Raw genomic sequence first — 20,619 nt, 5'->3', positions numbered from 1 at the left:
AACGGCGTACGGCGAAGGCTTCGGGAAACGAGAGGAGCGCACCGATGCGCAAGACCATCCTGGCCGCCACCGCGCTGGCGGCCGCCGTTCTCATCACCGGTTGTGGCGCCAACAAGCCCGACACCCAGGTCGCGTCCGGCTCCGGGAGCGCCGGGGCGACTGCACCGAGCAGCGCGCCGGCCAGCCTCAGTCAGGACGAGATGGCGGTCAAGTTCACCCAGTGCCTGCGCGAGAACGGCCTGAACGTCCCGGACCCGGAGCCGGGCAAGGGGCCGATGCTCAGGTTCGACAAGAACTCCGGCGTCACCCAGGAGCAGGTCCAGCAGGCGATGGAGGCGTGCAGCCAGTACAACCCGCAGGCGCAGGGCAGCGCGAACCCGCAGCAGGCGGAGAACGGCCGCAAGTACGCCGAGTGCATGCGGAAGAACGGTGTCGAGAAGTTCCCGGACCCGAAGCCGGACCAGCCCGGCATCATGATCGGCCCGGGCGTCGCCGACGACCCCGACTTCCAGAAGGCACAGGGCGCCTGCCAGAGCATCCTGGCGGCACGCTGATGCGCAAAGCACTGACGGCTGTGGTCGTCCTGGCCGCCGGGGGCGCCGCGAGCGCGTTCCTGGTGAGCCGGGGCGACACCAGCCAGGCTACGAACCCCTCCGCGCAGGCTTTGCCGGTCAACACCACCAAGGTCACGCAGCAGACCTTGAAGGACACCGAGACCCAGGACGGCCAACTCGGCTTCGGTACGACGTCTTCCGCGGTCAGCCGGGTCGCCGGCACCGTGACCGCCGTACCGGACAGCGGGCGTGAGCTGGTTCGCGGGAACACCGTCTACAGCATCGACAACAAGCCGACGATCTTGCTGTACGGCGCACTCCCGGCGTACCGCAGGTTGTCGATCGGGGCCGAGGGCAACGACGTACTGCAGCTCGAACAGAACCTGAAGGCGATGGGGTACACGGGTTTCACCGTGGACGACGAGTACACCGACGCCACTGCCGCAGCGGCGGAGGAGTGGCAGGACGATCTGGGGCTCCATGAGACCGGGGTGGTCGAGCTCGGCAGTGTGCTGTTCGCGCCCGGTCATATCCGGGTGGACAGCGTGCAGGGTCAGGAGGGTACGCCGCTAGGTCCGAACCAGCCGGTGCTCAATTACACCGGCACGACTCGGACCGTCACGGTCCAGCTCGATGCGGCGGACCAGCGGCTCGCGACGCTCAACGCGGCCGTGACGGTGGCGCTTCCGGACGGCAAGACCGTGCCCGGCCGGATCGAGAAGGTGTCGACGGTGATCATCCCGGCGGAGAGCCCGGACAAGGACCCGGAGACGAAGGTCGAGGTGATCGTTGCCATCGCCAACCAGAAGGCCGTGGCCAGTTGGTCGTCGGCGGCAACTGATGTCACCTTCACTGCCTCGGAACGGAAGAACGTACTGACCGTCCCGGTCGCGGCGCTGGTCGCACTGCGCGAAGGCGGGTTCGGCGTCGAGGTCACGGACGGTACGACGTCGCGGTACGTGCAGGTGAAGACCGGGCTGTTCGCGAGTGGTCAGGTCGAGGTCAGCGGCACCGGGATCAAGGCCGGCACGACAGTCGGGATCCCGAAGTGATCGAGCTGAGCGAGGTGACCAAGGTGTACCCAGGCGGCGTCAACGCGCTCGGCGGCGTCAGCTTGCGGATCGAGGCCGGCGAGCTCGTGGCGATCGTCGGGCCGTCGGGCTCCGGCAAGTCGACGATGCTCAACGTGTTGGGAACGCTCGACCGGCCGACCTCGGGGACTGTGCGGATCGATTCTTATGACGTGGCGCGGTTGTCCGACGCGGGGCTGTCGGCGTTGCGGGCGACGCGGATCGGATTCGTGTTCCAGCAGTTCCATCTGTCCGCGGGTGTGCGTGCCTTGGACAACGTGGCCGATGGATTGCTGTACTCCGGTCTGCGACTGTCGGTACGACGGAAGCGCGCGGCGATAGCACTGGAACGTGTGGGGTTGGGGCATCGCTTGGAGCACGAGCCGCAGGAGCTGTCGGGTGGTGAACGCCAGCGGGTTGCGGTTGCGCGAGCAGTCGCGGGCGAACCCGCCGTACTGCTGGCCGACGAGCCGACCGGGGCACTCGACTCGGCGTCGGGCGCTGGAGTCATGCAGTTGCTCCGGGACCTGCACGCCGCAGGCACGACTGTCGTCGTCATCACCCACGACCGGGACATCGCAGCCTCGCTGCCCCGCCAGGTCCGCATGCGGGACGGCGTGATCGTCGAGGAGGTGCGGTCATGAGAGGCGAACTCAAACCAGCATCCTTGAAACTCAGAGATGTTGTCCGAGTCGGTGCAGTTGGTCTACGCACCCGACCGACTCGCGCGTTCCTGTCGGCCTTGGGGATTGCGATCGGCATCGCTGCGATGGTGTCCGTCGTCGGGATCTCGTCGTCCTCGCGGGCCGAGCTCGACGGGCAACTCGATGCCCTGGGCACCAACCTTCTGACGGTTGCCCCGGGCACCCGACTCACCGGCGAGCAGGCGCAACTCCCGCTGACCGCCGAAGCCATGGTCCGCCGGATCGCCCCGGTTCGCGCCGAGTCCGCAGTCGGGAAGGTCGACGACACCTCCGTCTACCGGACCAACAAGATCCCGGACGTCGAGACCAACGGCATCATCGCGTACGCGGCCCGCACCAACCTGCTCGACACCATCGGCGCGACCGTCCGCAGCGGCAAATGGATCGACGCGGCAACCGGCTCGTACCCGGCGACCGTGCTCGGCGCGAGCGCCGCCGACCGGCTCGGGATCACGAAGGCCGGACCGGACACGCAAGTCCTGATCGGCAACGTCTGGTTCACCGTCCTCGGCATCCTCGAACCGGCTGCGCTCGCGCCCGAGCTGGACAGCGCCGCCCTGATGGGTTGGCCGGCGGCGACCAGGCTGTCGTTCGACGGACACCCGACCACGATCTACACGCGATCGGACGACGCGCAGGTGCCGGCGGTCCGATCGGTGCTCGGGGCAACGGCCAACCCGGAGGCGCCGAACGAGGTCGAGGTCTCGCGGCCGTCCGACGCGCTCGCCGCGAAACAGGCCGCCGGGCAGGCGTTCACCGGTCTGCTGCTCGGACTCGGCGCGGTGGCACTCCTGGTCGGCGGCGTCGGCGTAGCCAACATCATGGTGATCTCGGTGCTCGAACGCCGTGCGGAGATCGGCCTCCGCCGGTCGCTCGGCGCGACCCGCGGTCAGATCCGCACGCAGTTCCTCACGGAGTCGCTGCTGCTCTCCGCGCTCGGCGGAATCGGTGGCGCGATTCTCGGATCCGCAGTCACGGCGGCGTACGCGTCGTACCAGAGCTGGCTGACGGTGATCCCGGTCTGGGCACTCGCCGGCGGAGTCGTCGCCACACTGGTGATCGGTGGGCTCGCCGGTCTCTACCCGGCTATCCGGGCCGCCCGACTCTCACCGACGGAAGCACTCAGAACAGGATGACGCCGATGCCGGTGAGCGCGAGCTGGAACAGGGCCACCGGCACCAGGCCCTGCCACGCGAGCTTCTGCAGTTGGTCGGCGCGCATGCGCGGGAACGACACGCGCACCCAGATCACCACGACCGAGACGACGCCGACCTTCAGCAGCGTCCAGATCCAGCCGATCGATTCCGGCCCGGGTCCACTCCAGCCGCCGAGGAACAGCACCGTTGTGAGCCCCGCGAGTACGACGATCCCGGCGTACTCGGCGAGCAGGAACATCGCGAACCGCAGACCGGTGTACTCCGTGTACGGGCCGAAGATCACCTCGGAATCCGCGACGGGCATGTCGAACGGAGGCCGCTGCAGCTCGGCCAGGCCGGCGATGAAGAACACGACCATGCCGGGCAGCTGCCAGAGCAGCCACCACGGGTTCCAGGCATGCCCGATCTCGGTCAGGCTGAGCGAACCGGCGGCGACCGCGACACTCGCCGCGGACAGCACGAACGGCAGCTCGTAGCTCATCAGCTGCGCCGCGACCCGCAGTCCGCCGAGGAGGCTGTACTTGTTGCCGCTGCCCCAGCCCGCCATCAGCGAGCCGAGGACGCCGATGCTCATCACCGCGAGCACGAAGAACAGGCCGGAGTCGAGATCGGCACCGACGATGCCCGGCGCCAGCGGGATCGCGGCGAGTGCGGCGAGGTACGGCAGGATCGCGACGATCGGGGCCCATTCGAAGACGCGCTTGTCCGCGGCCGCCGGGACGACGCTCTCCTTCTGGACGAACTTCACCCCGTCCGCGACCAGCTGCGCCCAGCCGTGGAACCCACCGGCGTACATCGGGCCGAGCCGTGACTGCATGTGCGCCATCACCTTGTGCTCGGCCTGACCGACCAGCAACGGCGCCACCAGGAAGGCGACCAGGACGCCCACCACCCGCACCACGAACTCCAGCATGACCGTCAGCCTAGTGGTTCCGGCTTGACCTCAACCAACGTTGAGGTCGAAGGGTGGGTCACATGAGAATCCTTGTCACCGGAGCCACGGGCCGCGTAGGCCGCCACGTCGTCGACGGTCTGCGCGCTGCCGGCGTCACCGTCCGAGCCCTCGTCCGTACGCCGGACCTCGCCGGGTTCCCGCCCGAGGTCGAGCTGATCCGGGGCGATATCACCGACGCAGACGCCGTACGCCGGGCCTCGGCCGACGTGGATGCCGCGTTCTTGCTGTGGCCGTCGTTCAGCGCGGACGGGGCCGGGGAGATCGTCCCGGCGTTGCCTTCGCGGGTGGTGTATCTGTCGTCGCTCAATGCCGCCGAGGGTGGGGTCTGGGGTGATGTCGAGCGGCTGCTGCGTGATGCGGGCAAGGCGTGGACGTTCCTGCGGCCGAGCGGGTTCGCGGTCAACGCGCAGTCGTGGGCCGAGGACTTCCGTTCGGGTGATACGCTCCCGCTTCCGTACCCGGAGGCGTCGCGGTCGATGATCCACGAGCGCGACATCGCGGCGGTCGCCGTACTCAGCTTCGTCAACCCCGGGCACGTCGGCCAGATCTACGAGCTCACCGGCCCCGAGGCGCTGACGCAGGCCGAGCAGGTGGCCACGATCGGCCGTGCAGTCGGCAAGGACCTGCACGTCGTACCCCTGACCGAGGACGCCGCCCGCCAGGCCATGCTCGACCAAGGCGCCGACCCGGCCCTCGCCGCGAGCGCGGTCAGCTACTGGGCCTCACTCGTCGACAACCCCGAACCAGTCACCACCACCGTCACCGAACTAACCGGCCGCCCCGCCCTCACCTTCGCCGAATGGGCCCACGAACACGCCGACGAATTCCGCATCCTCTCCACCACCGAAGTCGCCCACAGGTACGCCGACGCACTGTCGTCCGGCCGCCTCGACGCCGCCCTGGCCTTCCTCGCCCCGGATGTCGTCCGCGCGGCCCCACTCGAATCGGCCACCGAACTCAAAGGCGTCGCAGCCATCCTCGAAAACACCCGCCGCCTCAACGCAGATGTCGAATACCTCGCCGTCGAAACGCTGGGCCCCCTCCTCCACGACAACCACTTCGCCATCCGCTTCACCTTCACCCAACGCAACACCCAAACCGGCGCCCGTTCCCAAACCACCAAACTCTCCCTCTGCACAGTTGAGTCCGGCCAGATCACCCGCGAGGAGGTCTTCTACTACACGCCCGCGCCGTCCTGATATCATGTGATACCGATTGGGAGGTGACGCCATGACTGATGTCCTCATTCGCGACGTACCCGACGACGTACTCGCCGTGATCGACAAGCGAGCAGCAGGTCTAGGACTGTCCAGGAGTGAGTATCTGCGCCGGCAACTCAGCCAGGAGGCTGCGCGCTCACAGGTGGTCGTGACTGTCGCCGACCTGGAGCGGTTGGCGGAACTGACCCGCGACGTCGAGGATCCTGACGTCATGGAGCAGGCCTGGTCATGACGCCGTCCGTCGACTCCCGGCGCTGGCTGATCGACAAGTCGGCCGTGGTGCGGCTGAACACGACTCCTGACAGGGAGGAATGGGCCAACCGCATCAACCGGGGACTGGTACACATCACCACCGTCACCTTGCTCGAACTCGGTTTCTCGGCGCGGTCCGCGGACGAGCATCGATTGTTCTTGCATCAGCCATCCATCGCCGCCATGCCACTGGAGAACGCTACCCCCGCGATTGAGCGTCGCGCCGTCGTCATACAGTCGCAGCTCGCATCCGCCGGGCAGCATCGAGCCCCCTCGGTGGCGGACCTGCTGATCGCGGCCACTGCAGAGCAGACCGGACTCGTCCTTCTCCATCTGGACAAGGACTTCGAGCTCATCGCCGACCTCACCGGGCAGCCGACAGAGCGACTCGCTCAGGCCTGAGGTAGCGGGAGTTGAAGCCAGCCGCCTACGTCGTGGCGGCCGGCGGTCAGGGCTGCGGTGCGGGCGCCTTGATTGGCGGAGTGGATGGTGCCGATGAAGATGCGCGTCGGGTCGGGGAGGGCCTGGGCGAGGAGGGTGCTCAGGTGGGGGCCGTAGCTGTGTCCGCGGTACTTCTTGGCGAGGATCAGTTCGCGGACGACGTACGCGGGGAGGCCGAGAGCGTCGTCGGGCTTGATGATGGCGGCGGCGTACCCGGCCCAGTCGTCGTTCACTGTGATGTCGAAGAGCAGACCGTCGTCGGCGGACTCCTGGAGATCATCCAGGTCCTGGATGGCGGCTTCTTCGGTGTGGTGCGGGTGGTCGGTGTCGACGTCGTCGTACGCGCGGCGCGCCTCGTCGTAGTGTTCGACGCTCTTCGCCGGGCGGAGCGCGAGACCGGGCGGTACGTCGTGTGGTTGCAGCTCGCTGATCGGTGCGCCGAGGAAACGGCGGTCGGGCACGGTGCCGTCGACGCCGGCGTCTGCGCTCCAGAGGCGGAGGTAGAGCGGGTTGTGGACGCCGTAGTACTCGAGCGCTGCGGCGGCTAGCGCTTGGAGGTCGCGCGGTTCGGGTGAGCGGCTCATCGGGGTGGCGTCGACGAACGGTTTCGCGAGGTTCATGTTCTCGAAGCGGATGCTGAACATCACTTCAAGGTCGTTGCCTACGGCAACCCAACGGTTGAGCATCTGCTCAGGTGACTTGCCCGGGGCGAGGCGCTTCGCGCGGTAGGTGGCGACCTGCAGATCCTCGGCCAGCAGAATGTCCAGCGCCGCATGCTCTTCGGTGAGGATGGCCAGGCGGCGAGCGTCGTCAACCCACGTGCGGGTCAACGGATGCTGCCGCTCGAGCGTGTACCGAGCCAACACCTCAGCCGAAGGAATCACGACGACTCGCCCGACGACTCATCCCCCGACCGACCACCAGCCTCCTCGCCGGGGGCTGGGTCCGCGGCAGGTGCAGGGGCGGGTGCGTTGGGTGGTGTTGCGGGTTGGCGGCGGGTGCGGCGTTCGGCTCCTGCGCCTCCGCCTGCACCTGCTGCCCCGCCCGCGCGGCGGGGGCGGGCGGGGGTGGCGGCGGCTTGGGCTGCTGCCAGTGGGTCTGGGTCGGGGGAGCCTGGTGGGCGGGGGCCCCAGGTTTCCGCGTCGGGGACGCCGGGTGGGAGGGTGCGGCGGCGGCTGGGGGCGCCTGCCGGCGCGTGGTCGGACTCGCCTGGTTCTTTGGCTCCGGGCCAGGGCTTGGCTACCCGGGACGCCAGCACGAACTCCTTGCGCAGCGGGTGGCCCTCGAACTCGTCCGGCAGTAGCAGCGTGATCAGGTTCGGATGCCCCTCGAAGCTGATCCCGAACATCTCGAACGTTTCCCGCTCATGCCAGTTCGCCCCGGCGTACACCTCGGACAGCGTCGGCAGCGCCGCCTTGTCCCGCGGCACCAGCGTCCGGACCAGCACGTGGTCGACATGCGACCCGCCCCAGAAGTCCGCGAGATGCGACACCACCCGGAACCCGTCCGTGAGCTCATCCGCAGCACTCAGGAAATCGAAGAACGTGAGCCCGACGGCATCCCGCAGTACCTCATGCGCCGCCACCCACGACTCCGCCGGTACGTCGATCGCCGTCGGGCCGAAGCTGTCCGTCGACGTCGCCGCGATGCCGGCACTCGTCAGCGCCTCCAGTGCGTCGGCGCTCAAGGCTGCACCAATCCGCGGGTCAGCGCGGCGGCGGACGGCTCGTCGTACCGATCGGCAAGCGCCTCGCCCGCGATCTTCTCCTGCAGTTTGAGGATCCCCTGCAGCAACGCCTCCGGCCGCGGCGGACACCCGGGCACGTACACGTCGACCGGGATGATCTGGTCGACGCCCTTGGTCACGCAGTACGAATCCCAGTACGGCCCGCCCGAGTTCGAGCAGGAGCCGAACGAGATCACGTACTTCGGTTCCGGCATCTGGTCGTACAGCCGCTTGATCGCCGGCGCCATCTTGTCCGTGACGGTCCCCGACACGACCATCAGGTCGGCCTGCCGCGGACCGGGCGCGAACGGGATCACGCCGAGCCGGATGAAGTCGTGCCGGCCCATCGACGCGGCGATGAACTCGATCGCGCAGCAGGCCAGCCCGAAGTTGAACACCCAGAGCGAGTACTTACGCCCCCAGTTCAGCAGGTACCGGACCGGCTCCGGCGCGAGCCTCGCCAGCGCGCCGACTGCCGGTCGCACCGTCGGCATCCCCAGCTCGGTCATGCGCTCAGCCTAGTCCGACAATCTCCTCCGCGAGGACCTCCGGGTATTCGAGCGGCGCGTAGTGGCCGACGCCGTCGACGTACCGCACCCGGACGTCGCTGAAGAAGTCGTCCACCCGATCCGACCACGCCCGCGGGAACAACGGGTCGAACTCGGGCCACAGCACCACCGTCGGTACGGCGATCCGGTCGTACAACGGCGGCGCCGTCTCAGCCGCAGACACCGCGACCGAACCAGCACCCGCCCGGTACCACTGGATCGACGCCGTGAAGGCACCCGGCTGCGAATACGCCTCCACCAGGTGGTCCAGCTCCGGCTCGAACCCCGGCCCGGACCAGTGCGTCCAGAAGTGGTTCAGGTACGAGCGGACCGCGTCCGGCTTCCCGTCGATCAGCTCCTCGATCACCGGCAGCCGATGGAACGACTGGTACCAGAACTCGGCCTGAGCATGCTCGGAGAACACCCGCTTCCCGATCCCCGGCAGCGGCGGCGCGATCACCAGGCCCTCGATCAGCTCGGGCTGCGAACGCGCGATCGCCTGTGCGATCCGGCTGCCGATGTCGTACCCGACGAGCACCGGCCGATCCAGCCCGAGCTCCTCGACCAGCGCCAGCACGCTCCGCCCCTGCGCGGCGGCTGCGTACTGCGCCGGGTCGGTGTCGGTCGCGTCCGACTCACCGAACCCGCGCAGATCCGGTACGACGACCTCAGCACCGCGCTCGACCAGCAACGGCCTGAGCCGTCTGTAGTCGGTGTGGTCCCCGGGCCAACCGTGCAGCAGCACGACCGCGGGCCCTTCACCCTCCCGTTCGTACGCCAGCCTGAACCCGTCGACCTCTGCGCTGAGCTCCATGGATTCATTGTTGACCACCCGACCGGCCGGGCTTACCGTGATTGAACAGGACTGAACAGGTCCACTCCGGTGGGGAGACACCATGGCTGATCAGCTCGAGGTGCAGCAGACCCGGGCGCTCTCGGTGGAGAGCAACGGGCTGAACGTGATCGCCGACGCGGACCGGAAGGGCCGTCCCAGCCAGTTGTTCTGGCCATGGTTCGGGGCGAACGTCTCCGTACTGGGGCTGAGCTACGGCGCGTTCGCGCTCGGGTTCGGGATCTCGTTCTGGCAGGCGGTGATCGCAGGCGTGATCGGGGTGGTGTTCTCGTTCCTGCTCTGCGGGTTGATCGCACTGGCCGGCAAGCGCGGATCGGCGCCGACGATGGTGCTCAGCCGCGCCGCCTTCGGTGTCCGGGGCAACAAGCTTCCGTCACTCGTGTCGTGGTTGCTGACCGTCGGCTGGGAGACCGTGCTGACGATCCTCGCGACGCTCGCGACGGCGACCGTGTTCGAGCGGCTCGGCTGGGGCGGCGGCAATGTCACCAAGGTGATCGCGCTGGTCGTCGTCGGTCTGCTGACGGTCGCTTGCGGCGTACTCGGGTTCGACCTGATCATGCGCGCGCAGACGGTCATCACGATTGTCACCGGCGTACTCACCGTCGTTTACATGATCCTGGTCGCCGACCAGATCCACTGGAGCACGGTGTCCGCGCTGCCGAGCGGTTCTTCGCAGGCGGTGATCGGCGCGCTGGTGTTCCTGATGACGGGCTTCGGGCTCGGCTGGGTGAACGCGGCCGCGGACTACTCGCGGTACCTCCCCCGCCGGGCGTCGAGTCGCGGTGTGGTCGGCTGGACGACGTTCGGCGGTTCGGTGGCTCCCGTCGTACTGCTGATCTTCGGTCTGCTGCTCGCGGGTTCGTCCCCGGACCTGAGCAAGGCGATCGGCGCCGACCCGATCGGCGCGCTGGCGGAGGCGCTGCCGACGTGGTTCCTGGTGCCGTTCGTGATCGTCGCGGTGCTCGGTCTGGTCGGCGGCGCCGTACTCGACATCTACTCGTCCGGGCTCGCGCTGCTGTCGCTCGGCCTGCCGGTCAAGCGGTACGTCGCGGCGTTCATCGATGGTGTCGTGATGATCGGCGGGACGATCTACGTCGTCTTCTACGGCGGCGATTTCCTCGGGCAGTTCCAGGGGTTCCTGATCACGCTCGGCGTACCGATCGCGGCCTGGTGCGGGATCATGCTCGCCGACATCGCGGCCCGGCAGCGGAACTACGCCGAGGACGACCTGTACCGAACGAACGGGCGGTACGGCGACGTGCAGTGGTTGCCCGTGGCCACGATGCTCGTTGCCACCGGCATCGGCTGGGGCCTCGTCACGAACACGCTGGCGTCGTGGCTGACCTGGCAGGGCTACCTGCTCGGGCCGTTCGGTCTCGGCGGCAAGGAAGGCGCGTGGGCGTACGCGAACCTCGGCGTACTGGTGGCGCTGGTGATCGGGTTCCTCGTGCAGTGGTTCGGCCGCGGGGCCGCCGTACACCGGCAGGAGGCGGCTGCCTGATGGTGTTGGCACTGATCGATTTGCAGCGGATCTTCGCGGATCCGAAGTCTGGCTGGGCGACGCCGGGGTTCGAGCGGGTGATCGAGCCGACGAAGCAGCTGATCTCGATCTTCGGGGATGATGTCGTCTTCACGCGGTTCGTGGCGCCGGAGAAACCGACCGGTGCGTGGGTGCCGTACTACGAGGAGTTCCCGTTTGCGTTGCAGCCGCCGGATGCTGACGACTATCAGCTCGTCGACGAGTTCAAGGGCGCTCCAACTCTGGACAAGACGACCTTTGGTGCCTGGGGTCCTGCGCTCGCGGCTCGGGCGGATGGGCAGCTGGTGCTCGGTGGGGTGACGACGGACTGCTGCGTGATCAGTACGGCGCTGGCCGCGGTCGACGCCGGCATACAGGTCCAGGTGGTCGAGGAAGCGTGCGCCGGATCGTCCGACGAGAACCACCGCAAGGCGCTCGACATCATGCGTCTCTATGCACCGATGATCGAGATCGTGAGCGTGGAGCAGTTGCGGTGATGCGCCGGATCTCCCTGAAACACGAGCGGGTCGCGCGAGTGCTCGCGCGGGAGATCAGGTCCGGCGTCGTACGACGAGGCGCGCAACTGCCCGGCGAGGTGGAACTGGCTCGGAGGTTCTCGGTCAGCCGGAACACTGTCCGGGCCGCGCTCGCGGTGCTCGCGGAGGACGAGCTGATCGCGACGCACACCGGCAAGGGTTCGTACGTGCTGTTCGACGGGCGACCGCTGGACGGGCGGTTGGGGTGGACGCATGCCTTGTCTGAACAGGGCGTGGAGACGCGGATGCGGACCGTGCGGATCGAACGCGAGGACGATCCTGCTCTGGCCGCCCGGCTCGGCCTGGAGTCGGCGGAGGTGGTGGTGATCGAGCGGGTCCGACAGTTGACGGACGGTACTGCGATCTCCTTCGAGCGAAGCCGGATCCCTGCGCTCGACGCGTTGCGTGACCTGCCGGAACGCGGTCTCGACAACAGCTCGATCAGCGTCACGCTGAACCGCGCCGGGCTGTATCTCGACCACTGCGAACAACGGCTACGGGGCCGCCCGTTGACCGCGATCGAAGCCGGCCATCTCGACCGGCCGGACGGCACCTGGTTCCTCCACACAACTCGCACCAGCTGGACGGCAGACGACCGCTTCGCCGAACACGCCGACGAACTCCTCGACCCCGAGCACTACGAACTGAGCCTGTCCTACCGCAGCTGACCACCCGCGTGTGTTCCCCCGCGTGCTACGCGGGTGCTCTCTTCGTCGCTCCGCTCCTCAGCGCACCCACTCCACACGCACCCCACCCACCCCCGGCTTAGCGCCGTGCATCCCTTCCGGCTATCGCCGGACCGTGCCGGCTGCAGCCGGGTGTTGCCGGCTTATCGCCGGGAGTGCCGGCTGCCGCCGGAGTGTCCGGCTTATCGCCGGACTTGCGGGCTACCGCCCGCACCCGTGCGCGCTGTCGCGCGTTGACCGCCTCGGGGTGCGGCCTGACCGTAGACGGTCGAGCGACTTGTGGACCCGTTGGCCTGCGCGCGACCGGTCTCGGCCACCTGCGTCGATGTACTCCGGCAGGGCGACGCGCCCGGGTTGAGGGCCGCCGCTGTGGGTCCACTTCCCCGACGACGAGCACGCCGCGCCACGGTGCGGTCGCTCCGAGCGGCAGCGAGGAACTCCGGCGGCAGCCGGCAACTCGGCGATAAGCCGCACGCCCGGCGATAAGCCGGAAACTCCGGCGACAGCCGGCACGTCCGGCGATAGCCGGAAGGGAATGCACGGCGCCAAGCCAGGGTGGGCGGGTGCGCGCGAAGCGGGTGCGCTGAGGAGCAGCGCGACGAAGAAAGCACCCGCGCAGCACGCGGGGGGCTTCCACCCGGCGATAAGCCGGCACGTCCGGCGACAGCCGGAAAGGGATGCACGGCGCTGAGCCGGGGGTGGGCGGGTGCGTGTGGAGCGGGTGCGCTGAGGAGCAGCGCGACGAAGAAAGCACCCGCGTAGCACGCGGGGTAGGCGGTCCCGGCGTACCTAAGGCGTTAGTTGCCTCCGGCATAGGGAGTTGTGCGGATGTGGGCCGCCTCCTCAGGGGCGCACTGTCTTCTCATCGACAGGAGCTCGGAGGAGATCATGTTCATGTACTCGACCGACGCGGTGCGGGCCGAGATCAAGTACCGGCAGGAACGCATCCGGCACGACTTCCAGCGTCCGTTCTGGTTCCAGCGCAAGCCTAAGCAGCAGCCGCCCGCGCCCTGTGCGCCCGAGCTGCGTGCCCGTCCGGCGATGTGACCGCGAGGTCACCGCCCCAGGCCCCCTCCCCACAGGCGCGGCCGGCTCTCCGGAGCCGGTCGCGCCGCCGTCATTCCAGGGCATCTCCCAACAGCCCGCCGGCCCGCGGACCCCGCCGATTTCGAGCGCCTTAGGCACCTCCTAGGACCCCCTAAGAACACCTAAGGCAGAGCCGCCCCCGGGGATAGGGAGGAGTTCCGATGTGCGGGCCTACCTCAGACGAGCAGATTGGTACCTGTCAGCAAGGAGCTGGCACCGAAAGACGGAGGAAGACATGTACACGAACGAATCGGTCAAGGCAGAGGTCGCGTACCGCAGGGAGCGTCTCAGCCGTGACTTCCGGCAGCACCGGAACACCGGGGCCCGCCGGACCATCAGCCAGCTGTTCGGCCGGAAAGCCTGAAGGGAGGGAAACCATGTTCAACACTCCTCTGAGCCAGGACACGATCAAGGCGGAGACCGCGTACCGCCTCGAGCGGACCAAGCGTGACTTCGGGTCCGTGACCCGCAAGCAGCGTCCGGCGAAGGGTTCGCAGCCCGAGCCGCGGCACTCGCGCCGGGCCCTCCGACCCACCACGGCCCGATGACCGCCCCAGCCGCCGTCCCTGATCACACGATCAGGGACGGCGCTCTTTTACCCGCAAAGTCTCACGCTGACAGCAGAACCGGGGCTCCGCGGACGGGATACCGTCGATTTGTGTCGGCTCCAGGGGCGAAGATGGACGACGTGCCCTGGAACTCGACACCTCTCGTCGGCCGCTCGACCGAGATGGCTGCCCTGCTGAGCGCCGTGGACGACGCGAAAACACGTCGCGCCGGCGCCGTACTGCTGTCCGGTGATGCCGGCGTCGGCAAGACCCGGATGCTGGACGAGGTGGCGACCGGTGCGCACGAGCGCGGCTTCGGCGTACTCGTCGGGCACTGCACCGACTTCGGCGACGCCGGCCTGCCGTACCAGCCGTTCTCCGAGATCTTCGGCCGCCTCGCGGGCGACCGTCCCGACCTCGTCGAGAGCGTGCTGGCCAACTTCCCGGCGATCAGCCGGCTGCTCCCCGCGCACCGCCTGCTCAGCGCGCAACCCGTGCCGCAGGAGGGTCAGCTCGACCGCGCGGCGCTGTTCGATGCCGTGCTCGGCGCGTTCACCGCGCTCGCCACCAGCGAGCCGATCCTGGTGATCATCGAGGACGCCCACTGGGCCGACGACTCGACCCGAGACCTGATCGGTTTCCTCATCACCCGGCTAACTTCGCAGCGCCTGGCCTTGGTCGTGTCGTACCGCAGCGACGACCTGCACCGTCGCCACCCGCTCCGCCGGCCGATCGCCGAGTGGTCCCGCAACCCTCGCGTACGCCGGGTGAACCTGCTCCCGCTCGACGCCGACGAGTCCCGCACGCTACTCCACTCACTGCTCGCCGAGCCGCTGTCCGCCGTCGAGGAGCGTCGCATCCTCGAGCGCGCCGGCGGCAACGCGTTCTTCACCGAGGAGCTGGCCGCCGCGGCCTCGATGGGTGACGGCGACACCGTGCCGCCCGATCTCGCCGACCTGCTCCTGGTCCGCCTCGACCCGCTGTCGGACGACGCGCGCCAGGTCGCCCGCGTGATCGCGGTCGCCGGCCGCCGCGTCCCGCACGATCTCCTCACGGCGGTCGCAAAGCTGCCGGATCGCGAGCTCGACGACGCGCTGCGCGAGCTGATCGACGCGCACATCATCGACGTACCGACCAACGATCGGTACTACTTCCGCCACGCCCTGCTGGCCGAGGCCGTGTACGACGATCTGCTGCCGGGCGAGCGTGTCCGCGAGCACGCGGCGTACGTGCAAGCACTGGAAGACAAGACAGTCGCGGGTACGGCGGCTGAGCTGGCCGGGCATGCCACGCGGTCGCACGACCTGGCGACTGCGTTCGAGGCTCGCGTCCGGGCCGGGCAGGAAGCACTGTCGGTCGCGGCGCCGCAGGAGGCGTTGAAGCACTACGAGATGGCGCTCGAGTTGTTCCCGAACGCAGCGCCGACGAGCACGGTCGACAAGACCTGGCTGATCGTCGACACCGCGATGGCGGCGACGCTGTCCTCGCAGCACCTGCGCGCGCTCAAGCTGCTCCGGAAGGCGCTGGCCGATCTGCCGCCGGACGCACCGAAGCTGCAGCGGGCCGAGCTGCTCCTGCCGCTGGCCGATATCGCGCTGATCATCGACCAGGACAAGGAGGCCAGCGAGGCGATCTCGCAGGCACTCAAGCTGGTCCACGACGATCCGTCCAGTGCGTTCAAGGCGCAGGTCGCGTCGCTCTACGCCCGGGTGTCCGACGCGCTCGGCCGGCCGATGGAGGCGGAGCGCTGGGCTCATCGCGCACTAGAGATCGCCCGCGAGGCGGGTCAGGAGTCGGCAGCCAGCGACGCCGGGATCACGCTCGCTCAGCTCCGCCGCCGGGCCGGCGATCCGGAGACGGCGGCCAAGCAGTTGGAGGAGGCCGCCGTACGGGCGCAGCTCACGGGCGATCCCGCTGCCGAGGTGCGGAGCCGGTTCTTGCTCGGGTCGACGCATTACGAGCAGGGCGACCTGCTGAACGCGAAGGCTGCGTTGTCGTTCGCGGCGAAGCGGGCGGGAGAGCTCGGTCGCCAGTGGGCGGTGTACGGGTTCGACGCGCGGCGGATGCTGGCGTTGACCCAGTTCATGCTCGGCGAGTGGGACGAGGCGGCCGCGACGGCGCAGACCGATTCGATGACGCCAGCGGCGGCTGCGGCGGCGTTGCGTGCGGTGGAGTTCTCGGTGCGGAGCGGGCGGGGCGATACCGCGGTCGCCGAGGAGTTCGAGATGTCCCGGAAGTGGTGGGACCTCGACATCATGCTGCCGATCATCGGGCTGCAGCCGGCTGTCGACGCGTACCGGCAGCTGGATCAGCCTGCCGAGGCGGAGAAGCTGATCACCGACGTGTCAGCGCTGTGCGCCGATGTGTTCCAGACCGAGTGGTTCCTGGGGCGGATCCGGTTCGCGACGCTCGGGCTGCAGCTGCTGTGCCACCGCGCCGTCGGTGAGCCGTCGGCGGCCGCGGAGCTGGTCTCGCGCGGCGCGGAGCTGGTCGCGGCCGGGCAGGCGACGGCTGAGAAGGGCATGCCGCCGGGACGGTTGATGGGCGTCGAAGGACTCGCCTGGCTTGCGCGGCTGGAGTCGGAGTGGGATCGGCTGCGGTGGCTGGCCGGGGTCGACGCGCCGACGCCGGAGGAGCATGTCGCCGCCTGGGAGCGGACGACGGACGCCTTCGGGTACGGGTATGTCTTCGAGCAGGCGTGGTCGCGGGTCCGCTTGTCCGCAGCACTTCGGGCCGCGGGCCGGGTCGCCGAGGCGAACGAGCAAACGGCGATGGCCGCCGAGGTCGGACGTGAGCTGCAGTCGAAGCCGCTGCTCGACGAGACCGGTGGCGGCGAGACGGCCGGCGCCAGTGCGCTGACGTCGCGGGAGACCGAAGTACTGCGGTTGCTTGCGGAGGGACGCACCAACCGGCAGCTGGCGCGTGAGCTGTACATCAGCGAGAAGACGGTCAGCGTGCACGTCTCGAACATCCTCGCGAAGCTCGGCGTCCGCTCGCGGACCGAGGCCGCGGCCGTCGCGCGCCGGGACGGACTGCTCGGCGCCGATTAGCCGTGCTGGCGGCGGCGATTTGGCTCGGGGTGGGCGTGCCGTGCACGAGCCCGGGCCAGGTCGTCGGCCGTGACCGGCGGAGTCATGCGGATCGGGCGGTTGAGATCGGTGATGTCGTCGAAGACTTTACGGGCGTGCCGCATTCGCGCCGCCGCCACCAGCACCAGACCTGCAGCAGCGAGTGCAATCACTACCCACAGTTGCCACGACATAGCCTCACCGTCCGGTATTCGCCCCGTTCCCCCGTGTAATCACGATAGCCCTGAACTGACCACTTGGCGACAGTCCGTACGCATACCGTTAAGACGCGCATTTGAAACTCATGTTTGTTGCCCAGCGCAATCACAAACGGTGACCAGGCAACTAGGCTTGACGTCTGGTCAGAGATTACTGTGAGTAGTCAGAATCCGGGTCAGATTCTGGCCCAGGGTTTTCCGAATCGTTGCTTCCGGCAAACCCCGGCGGACCAGCGCGTCGGTGACCAGGGGCATGCCGGCCGGCCCTTCTAGGCCGGGAACGTAGAGCTCGGCGTCCAGGCCCTGGATGACGACGGGCCGGTCGCAGGCGGGGATCTTCTCGCCGAAGACCTCGGCGACGAAGTCGCTGCCCAGGCCGACATGATCCTCGCCGGCGACGTCGAGGATGTGGACGATGTGGTCGGCGAGGTGGTCGACCGTCGGCTTCTCCTCGGTGGTGAGGAAGCCGGCGAAGAAGTTCACGCAGACCACGCCGCCGGTCGCGGCGATCCCGCGGAGCTGCTCGTCGGTCAGGTTGCGGTGGTGGTCGCGCAGAGCGAATGCGCTTGAGTGCGATGCGACCACCGGCTTGGTCGCCAACTCGAGAATGTGCTCGACCCCGGCGCGGCCGACGTGCGAGACGTCGATCAGTACGCCGAGCTCCTCGAGCAACCCCACCGCCTCGACGCCGGCGTGCGTCAACCGGCCGCCGGTCGCGTCCTCGCCGGAGCCGTCGCCGAGTGCGCTGCGACCGAAATGCGTGAACGAGACCATCCGTACGCCGAGCCGGTGCAGCGTCTGCAGGAGTTCGACGTCGGTGTCGATCTGCGGGCAGCCTTCGAGCGCGAGTACCAGCGCGATCTTGCCCGCGGAGGTCGCGGCCTCGATGTCGCCGGGCGCCGTACACAACGCGACCTCGTCGGAGTTGGCCGCCGCGATCCGGTGCGCGGCCTCGATCATCCGCAGCGTCTCGCGGAGCGCGCCCTCGGGCAGGAACTCCGAGTCGATGAACACCGGCAGCACCTGTACGTCGATCCCGCCGTCGCGCAGTTGCGGGATCCAGCGCTCCCGGAAGTACGTCGACCAGACGTCCTTGGGCCGTCGTGCCACCAGCATCAAGAGGTCGTTGTGCCCATCGGCCACGATTGCGTCACGGTGCAGATCCATCGCGCCAGAATATGCTCGGCGGGTGAAGGTGCTTTCTGCTGAGGATGTACGTCGCCTGGTTGCGATGAGTACGGCGGTCGACGCGGTGCGGGACGCGTTCCGCGAGCTGGCGGCCGGGAACTTCGTGCTGCCCCCGCGGCAGATCTTCGGCGACGGGACGGTGCTCGTGATGTCGGCGTACCACACGCCGACCGGGACCGCGGTCGTGAAGAAGATCGGGATCGCGCTCGACCAGGTCCCGGCGATCCGCGCGACCGTGATCTGGACCGGCAACGGCGAACAGCTGGTCGCCGACGGCAGTTCGATCACCACCTTGCGCACCGGCGCAGTCGTCGGCGTCGCAACCGACCTACTGGCTCAAGCCGACGCGACCCGCCTCACCCTGATCGGCACCGGCGCCCAAGCCGCAGACCAGGTCCGGGCAGTTCTCGCCGTACGGCCCATCAGTCAGATCACCATCACCGGCCGATCTGCGGACCGCGCGACCGCCCTCGCCGACCAACTGGCGACCGAGTTCCCCGAGGCGAAGTTCACCCCCAGCACCAGCATCGACGAGTCAATCGCCGACACCGACATCATCTGCTGCGCGACGTCCTCCACCACCCCACTCTTCAACGCCGACGCCCTCCCCACCACCGTCCACGTCAACGCCATCGGCGCCTTCCGCCCCACCATGCGAGAACTCCCCCGCAACCTCCTCACCACCGCATCCACAGTCGTAGTCGACCAACGCGAAGCCGCCCTCGAGGAGTCCGGCGAGATCATCGACGCCATCACCTCCGGCACCCTCACCGAAGCAGACCTGGTCGAACTGGGCCCCGCCCTCTCCAACCCACCAACCCCACAAGGCCGCACAGTCTTCAAGTCCGTCGGCGTAGGCCCCCAGGACTGGGCAATCGCCGCCGCCCTCGCGAACAGCTAGACCGACTAGGTCCAGCGGATGACGCCCTTGCGGTAGGCGTAGAGGAGGCCTACTGCTACGAAGGCGAGGAAGATGAACATCTCGATCAGGGTGGCGTAGCCGAGGGTCGTGAAGATGGTGGCCCAGGGGAAGAGGTAGATCGCGTCTACGGCGAAAATCACGTAGAGGTAGGCGAACAGGTAGTAGCGGATGTGGACCTGGGCCCAGCCCTCGCCGACCGGGTCTACGCCGGACTCGTAGGTCTTGAGTTTGCCTTCGGTCGGGTAGGTGACCGTCAGCGCCTTGTTCAGCGCGAACGCGCCGAGCAGCCCAACCAGGCCGAGCGCGACCACCGCGGCGATGACGCCATAGCTGTCCGACACAGGCAGCAGCTTAGTTCGTGCAGAGCAGTAGCGAGTCGATCGAAACGTACGGGCCATACCCGGACCGGATGTCCGCGACCTGCAGCCGCAGCCGAGCCACGCCTGAGATGTCGTAGTTCAGCCACGTCTCGGTCTCCTGCTGCATCCGGATCGACGTGATCGCCGTCGTCCCGTTGTGCAGCGACACCCGCACGAGACCATCGGTCAGATTGCCCAGCCAGTTCCGCACGTACCGGCAGCCCGTCGAGTCGACCTCGCCCCAGACATACCCGCCCTGGTTCGCCAGCAGATCCGCCTCGGCCCGCCGCGGCCCTTCGTTCGGCGGTACGACGGTGAACTGCGGCTGCCCCGCTCCGCCCGCGGCGACCAGCCCTTTCTTGAACATCCCGCGCCACACGTAGTGCTTGAAGCTGATCATCGGCGACACCACCGCGGCGTACGGCGCCTGTGCACCGACCGCGATCCGGTACGTCCGGATCGAGCCGGGCTGGACCGTGGTGATCGTCACGCTGCTGCCGGACGCGTACCCGTGCGCGACCTCCTGCCACCGCTTCAACGACGGGATCCATTGATGCAGCGGGATCCGCGTCCCGGCCACGGGCGCCGGCGTCAGCGTCCCGACCACGGTGATCACGCCCTTGGTCGCGTCCGTGGTCCGGATGCTCGCGATCTTCGCGGTCCGGACCTGCGCCGCGACGGCCGCGGACGCCGTACTGCCGAGACTCAGTGCGCTGTCCGCCGGGGCGATCGGGGCCGCGCAACCGGCCAGCAGCAACGTCAGCAGTCCGACCAGCACACGACGCATGAAACAGCTCCTCGAAGTCACAGCTTGATGACGACACCCTGCCGGTTCTCACTTCGGATCGCAAGCGAGTCGCTGCGGAGTGTGACACTGGAAGGTTTCGTCCCTACCTGACCCAACGACCCGTTAACACCGCGTCCCAGGCTGTGGACCACCGGGGCTTCCGCATGGTTCTGTTCTAAGGGCGAACTAATATTGGGGTTATCGCCCTGACGGGGGGATCGG

At 68.4% G+C, this 20,619-nt stretch carries 24 protein-coding genes; 15 read left to right on the top strand and 9 right to left on the bottom strand.

Features of this window, described 5'->3' with window-relative positions; genetic code table 11:
* The first annotated feature begins 44 nt into the window (after nt 1-44).
* From ACFWUU_RS19540 to ACFWUU_RS19525, 4 genes are read left to right on the top strand one after another with little or no spacing between them, the layout of a single operon-like run.
* Nucleotides 45-554: a hypothetical protein gene (locus ACFWUU_RS19540; protein ID WP_380177176.1), complete on the top strand. Its 510-nt coding sequence runs from the start codon at nt 45-47 to the stop codon at nt 552-554.
* On the top strand, nt 554-1,606 hold the full coding sequence (locus tag ACFWUU_RS19535; RefSeq protein WP_380177175.1) for a peptidoglycan-binding protein: 1,053 nt from the start codon (nt 554-556) through the stop codon (nt 1,604-1,606). Before ACFWUU_RS19540 ends, ACFWUU_RS19535 begins: the two co-directional genes overlap by 1 nt.
* Nucleotides 1,603-2,268, top strand: a complete 666-nt coding sequence (locus ACFWUU_RS19530) for an ABC transporter ATP-binding protein (RefSeq protein ID WP_380177174.1) — start codon at nt 1,603-1,605, stop codon at nt 2,266-2,268. Before ACFWUU_RS19535 ends, ACFWUU_RS19530 begins: the two co-directional genes overlap by 4 nt.
* On the top strand, nt 2,265-3,464 hold the full coding sequence (locus ACFWUU_RS19525) for an ABC transporter permease (protein WP_380177173.1): 1,200 nt from the start codon (nt 2,265-2,267) through the stop codon (nt 3,462-3,464). The genes ACFWUU_RS19530 and ACFWUU_RS19525 overlap by 4 nt, the downstream gene beginning before the upstream one ends.
* Here ACFWUU_RS19525 and ACFWUU_RS19520 read toward each other — a convergent pair.
* Nucleotides 3,451-4,398, bottom strand: coding sequence for an NADH-quinone oxidoreductase subunit H (locus ACFWUU_RS19520; protein WP_380177172.1), 948 nt, complete (start codon nt 4,396-4,398; stop codon nt 3,451-3,453). The two genes, ACFWUU_RS19525 and ACFWUU_RS19520, sit on opposite strands and share 14 nt — an antisense overlap.
* Before the next feature lie 62 nt (nt 4,399-4,460).
* On the opposite strand from ACFWUU_RS19520, the gene ACFWUU_RS19515 reads away from it, so the two are divergent.
* The 3 genes from ACFWUU_RS19515 to ACFWUU_RS19505 are packed head-to-tail and all read left to right on the top strand — an operon-like array spanning nt 4,461 to nt 6,314.
* On the top strand, nt 4,461-5,639 hold the full coding sequence (locus ACFWUU_RS19515; protein ID WP_380177171.1) for an NAD(P)H-binding protein: 1,179 nt from the start codon (nt 4,461-4,463) through the stop codon (nt 5,637-5,639).
* Nucleotides 5,640-5,670: 31 nt separating this feature from the next.
* Entirely contained in the window at nt 5,671-5,892 is a 222-nt protein-coding gene (locus ACFWUU_RS19510; protein WP_380177170.1) for a ribbon-helix-helix protein, CopG family, read from the top strand.
* Complete coding sequence (locus ACFWUU_RS19505) at nt 5,889-6,314, top strand: PIN domain nuclease (protein ID WP_380177169.1); 426 nt, start codon at nt 5,889-5,891, stop codon at nt 6,312-6,314. The genes ACFWUU_RS19510 and ACFWUU_RS19505 overlap by 4 nt, the downstream gene beginning before the upstream one ends.
* On the opposite strand, the gene ACFWUU_RS19500 is transcribed toward ACFWUU_RS19505, so the two are convergent.
* Genes ACFWUU_RS19500 through ACFWUU_RS19485 form a run of 4 tightly spaced genes read right to left on the bottom strand, consistent with a single transcriptional unit; the run spans nt 6,305 to nt 9,441 of the window.
* The gene (locus tag ACFWUU_RS19500; protein ID WP_380177168.1) at nt 6,305-7,237 is read right to left on the bottom strand and encodes a GNAT family N-acetyltransferase; all 933 of its coding nucleotides are present in this window, start codon (nt 7,235-7,237) and stop codon (nt 6,305-6,307) included. The genes ACFWUU_RS19505 and ACFWUU_RS19500 overlap by 10 nt on opposite strands.
* Complete coding sequence (locus ACFWUU_RS19495) at nt 7,234-8,040, bottom strand: NADH-quinone oxidoreductase subunit C (RefSeq protein WP_380177167.1); 807 nt, start codon at nt 8,038-8,040, stop codon at nt 7,234-7,236. The genes ACFWUU_RS19500 and ACFWUU_RS19495 overlap by 4 nt, the downstream gene beginning before the upstream one ends.
* Nucleotides 8,037-8,588 (bottom strand): NADH-quinone oxidoreductase subunit B, encoded by a 552-nt coding sequence (locus ACFWUU_RS19490; RefSeq protein ID WP_137256644.1) that lies wholly within the window; start codon nt 8,586-8,588, stop codon nt 8,037-8,039. Before ACFWUU_RS19490 ends, ACFWUU_RS19495 begins: the two co-directional genes overlap by 4 nt.
* Nucleotides 8,589-8,592: 4 nt before the next feature.
* Nucleotides 8,593-9,441 carry an alpha/beta fold hydrolase gene (locus ACFWUU_RS19485; RefSeq protein ID WP_380177166.1) on the bottom strand — a complete coding sequence of 283 codons (849 nt, stop codon included), beginning with the start codon at nt 9,439-9,441 and terminating at the stop codon, nt 8,593-8,595.
* An 82-nt stretch (nt 9,442-9,523) separates the two neighbouring features.
* Between ACFWUU_RS19485 and ACFWUU_RS19480 the strand changes: the two genes are divergently transcribed.
* The 7 genes from ACFWUU_RS19480 (at nt 9,524) to ACFWUU_RS19450 (ending at nt 16,905) form a co-directional block, all read left to right on the top strand.
* The gene (locus tag ACFWUU_RS19480) at nt 9,524-10,981 is read left to right on the top strand and encodes a purine-cytosine permease family protein (protein WP_380177165.1); all 1,458 of its coding nucleotides are present in this window, start codon (nt 9,524-9,526) and stop codon (nt 10,979-10,981) included.
* Entirely contained in the window at nt 10,981-11,496 is a 516-nt protein-coding gene (locus ACFWUU_RS19475; RefSeq protein WP_380177164.1) for a cysteine hydrolase family protein, read from the top strand. The genes ACFWUU_RS19480 and ACFWUU_RS19475 overlap by 1 nt, the downstream gene beginning before the upstream one ends.
* Nucleotides 11,496-12,203 (top strand): GntR family transcriptional regulator, encoded by a 708-nt coding sequence (locus ACFWUU_RS19470; RefSeq protein ID WP_380177163.1) that lies wholly within the window; start codon nt 11,496-11,498, stop codon nt 12,201-12,203. The genes ACFWUU_RS19475 and ACFWUU_RS19470 overlap by 1 nt, the downstream gene beginning before the upstream one ends.
* A gap of 912 nt (nt 12,204-13,115) precedes the next feature.
* On the top strand, nt 13,116-13,268 hold the full coding sequence (locus tag ACFWUU_RS19465) for a hypothetical protein (RefSeq protein ID WP_380177162.1): 153 nt from the start codon (nt 13,116-13,118) through the stop codon (nt 13,266-13,268).
* A gap of 274 nt (nt 13,269-13,542) precedes the next feature.
* Nucleotides 13,543-13,671 carry a hypothetical protein gene (locus ACFWUU_RS19460; RefSeq protein ID WP_267901761.1) on the top strand — a complete coding sequence of 43 codons (129 nt, stop codon included), beginning with the start codon at nt 13,543-13,545 and terminating at the stop codon, nt 13,669-13,671.
* Between the two features lie 13 nt (nt 13,672-13,684).
* The gene (locus tag ACFWUU_RS19455; RefSeq protein WP_380177161.1) at nt 13,685-13,855 is read left to right on the top strand and encodes a hypothetical protein; all 171 of its coding nucleotides are present in this window, start codon (nt 13,685-13,687) and stop codon (nt 13,853-13,855) included.
* Nucleotides 13,856-13,965: 110 nt separating this feature from the next.
* Nucleotides 13,966-16,905: an AAA family ATPase gene (locus ACFWUU_RS19450; protein WP_380177160.1), complete on the top strand. Its 2,940-nt coding sequence runs from the start codon at nt 13,966-13,968 to the stop codon at nt 16,903-16,905.
* On the opposite strand, the gene ACFWUU_RS19445 is transcribed toward ACFWUU_RS19450, so the two are convergent.
* Together ACFWUU_RS19445 and ACFWUU_RS19440 are read right to left on the bottom strand one after the other, a co-directional pair.
* A complete protein-coding gene (locus ACFWUU_RS19445) occupies nt 16,902-17,117 on the bottom strand; it encodes a hypothetical protein (RefSeq protein ID WP_137256640.1) in 216 nt (71 codons plus the stop codon). The genes ACFWUU_RS19450 and ACFWUU_RS19445 overlap by 4 nt on opposite strands.
* Nucleotides 17,118-17,285: 168 nt before the next feature.
* Nucleotides 17,286-18,308: a dipeptidase gene (locus tag ACFWUU_RS19440; RefSeq protein ID WP_380177159.1), complete on the bottom strand. Its 1,023-nt coding sequence runs from the start codon at nt 18,306-18,308 to the stop codon at nt 17,286-17,288.
* A 22-nt stretch (nt 18,309-18,330) separates the two neighbouring features.
* Between ACFWUU_RS19440 and ACFWUU_RS19435 the strand changes: the two genes are divergently transcribed.
* Nucleotides 18,331-19,230 (top strand): ornithine cyclodeaminase family protein, encoded by a 900-nt coding sequence (locus ACFWUU_RS19435; protein ID WP_380177158.1) that lies wholly within the window; start codon nt 18,331-18,333, stop codon nt 19,228-19,230.
* 5 nt (nt 19,231-19,235) lie between these two features.
* Here ACFWUU_RS19435 and ACFWUU_RS19430 read toward each other — a convergent pair whose 3' ends face one another.
* Nucleotides 19,236-19,592: an NADH-quinone oxidoreductase subunit A gene (locus tag ACFWUU_RS19430; protein WP_380177157.1), complete on the bottom strand. Its 357-nt coding sequence runs from the start codon at nt 19,590-19,592 to the stop codon at nt 19,236-19,238.
* A 10-nt stretch (nt 19,593-19,602) separates the two neighbouring features.
* A complete protein-coding gene (locus ACFWUU_RS19425) occupies nt 19,603-20,397 on the bottom strand; it encodes a hypothetical protein (protein WP_380177156.1) in 795 nt (264 codons plus the stop codon).
* Nucleotides 20,398-20,619: the final 222 nt, after the last annotated feature.

It is taken from the genome of Kribbella sp. NPDC058693, from assembly GCF_042715335.1.
Lineage (GTDB): Bacteria > Actinomycetota > Actinomycetes > Propionibacteriales > Kribbellaceae > Kribbella > Kribbella jiaozuonensis.
Note: the sequence above shows the minus strand (reverse complement) of the source record. Positions and strands in the feature narration are given on the sequence as shown.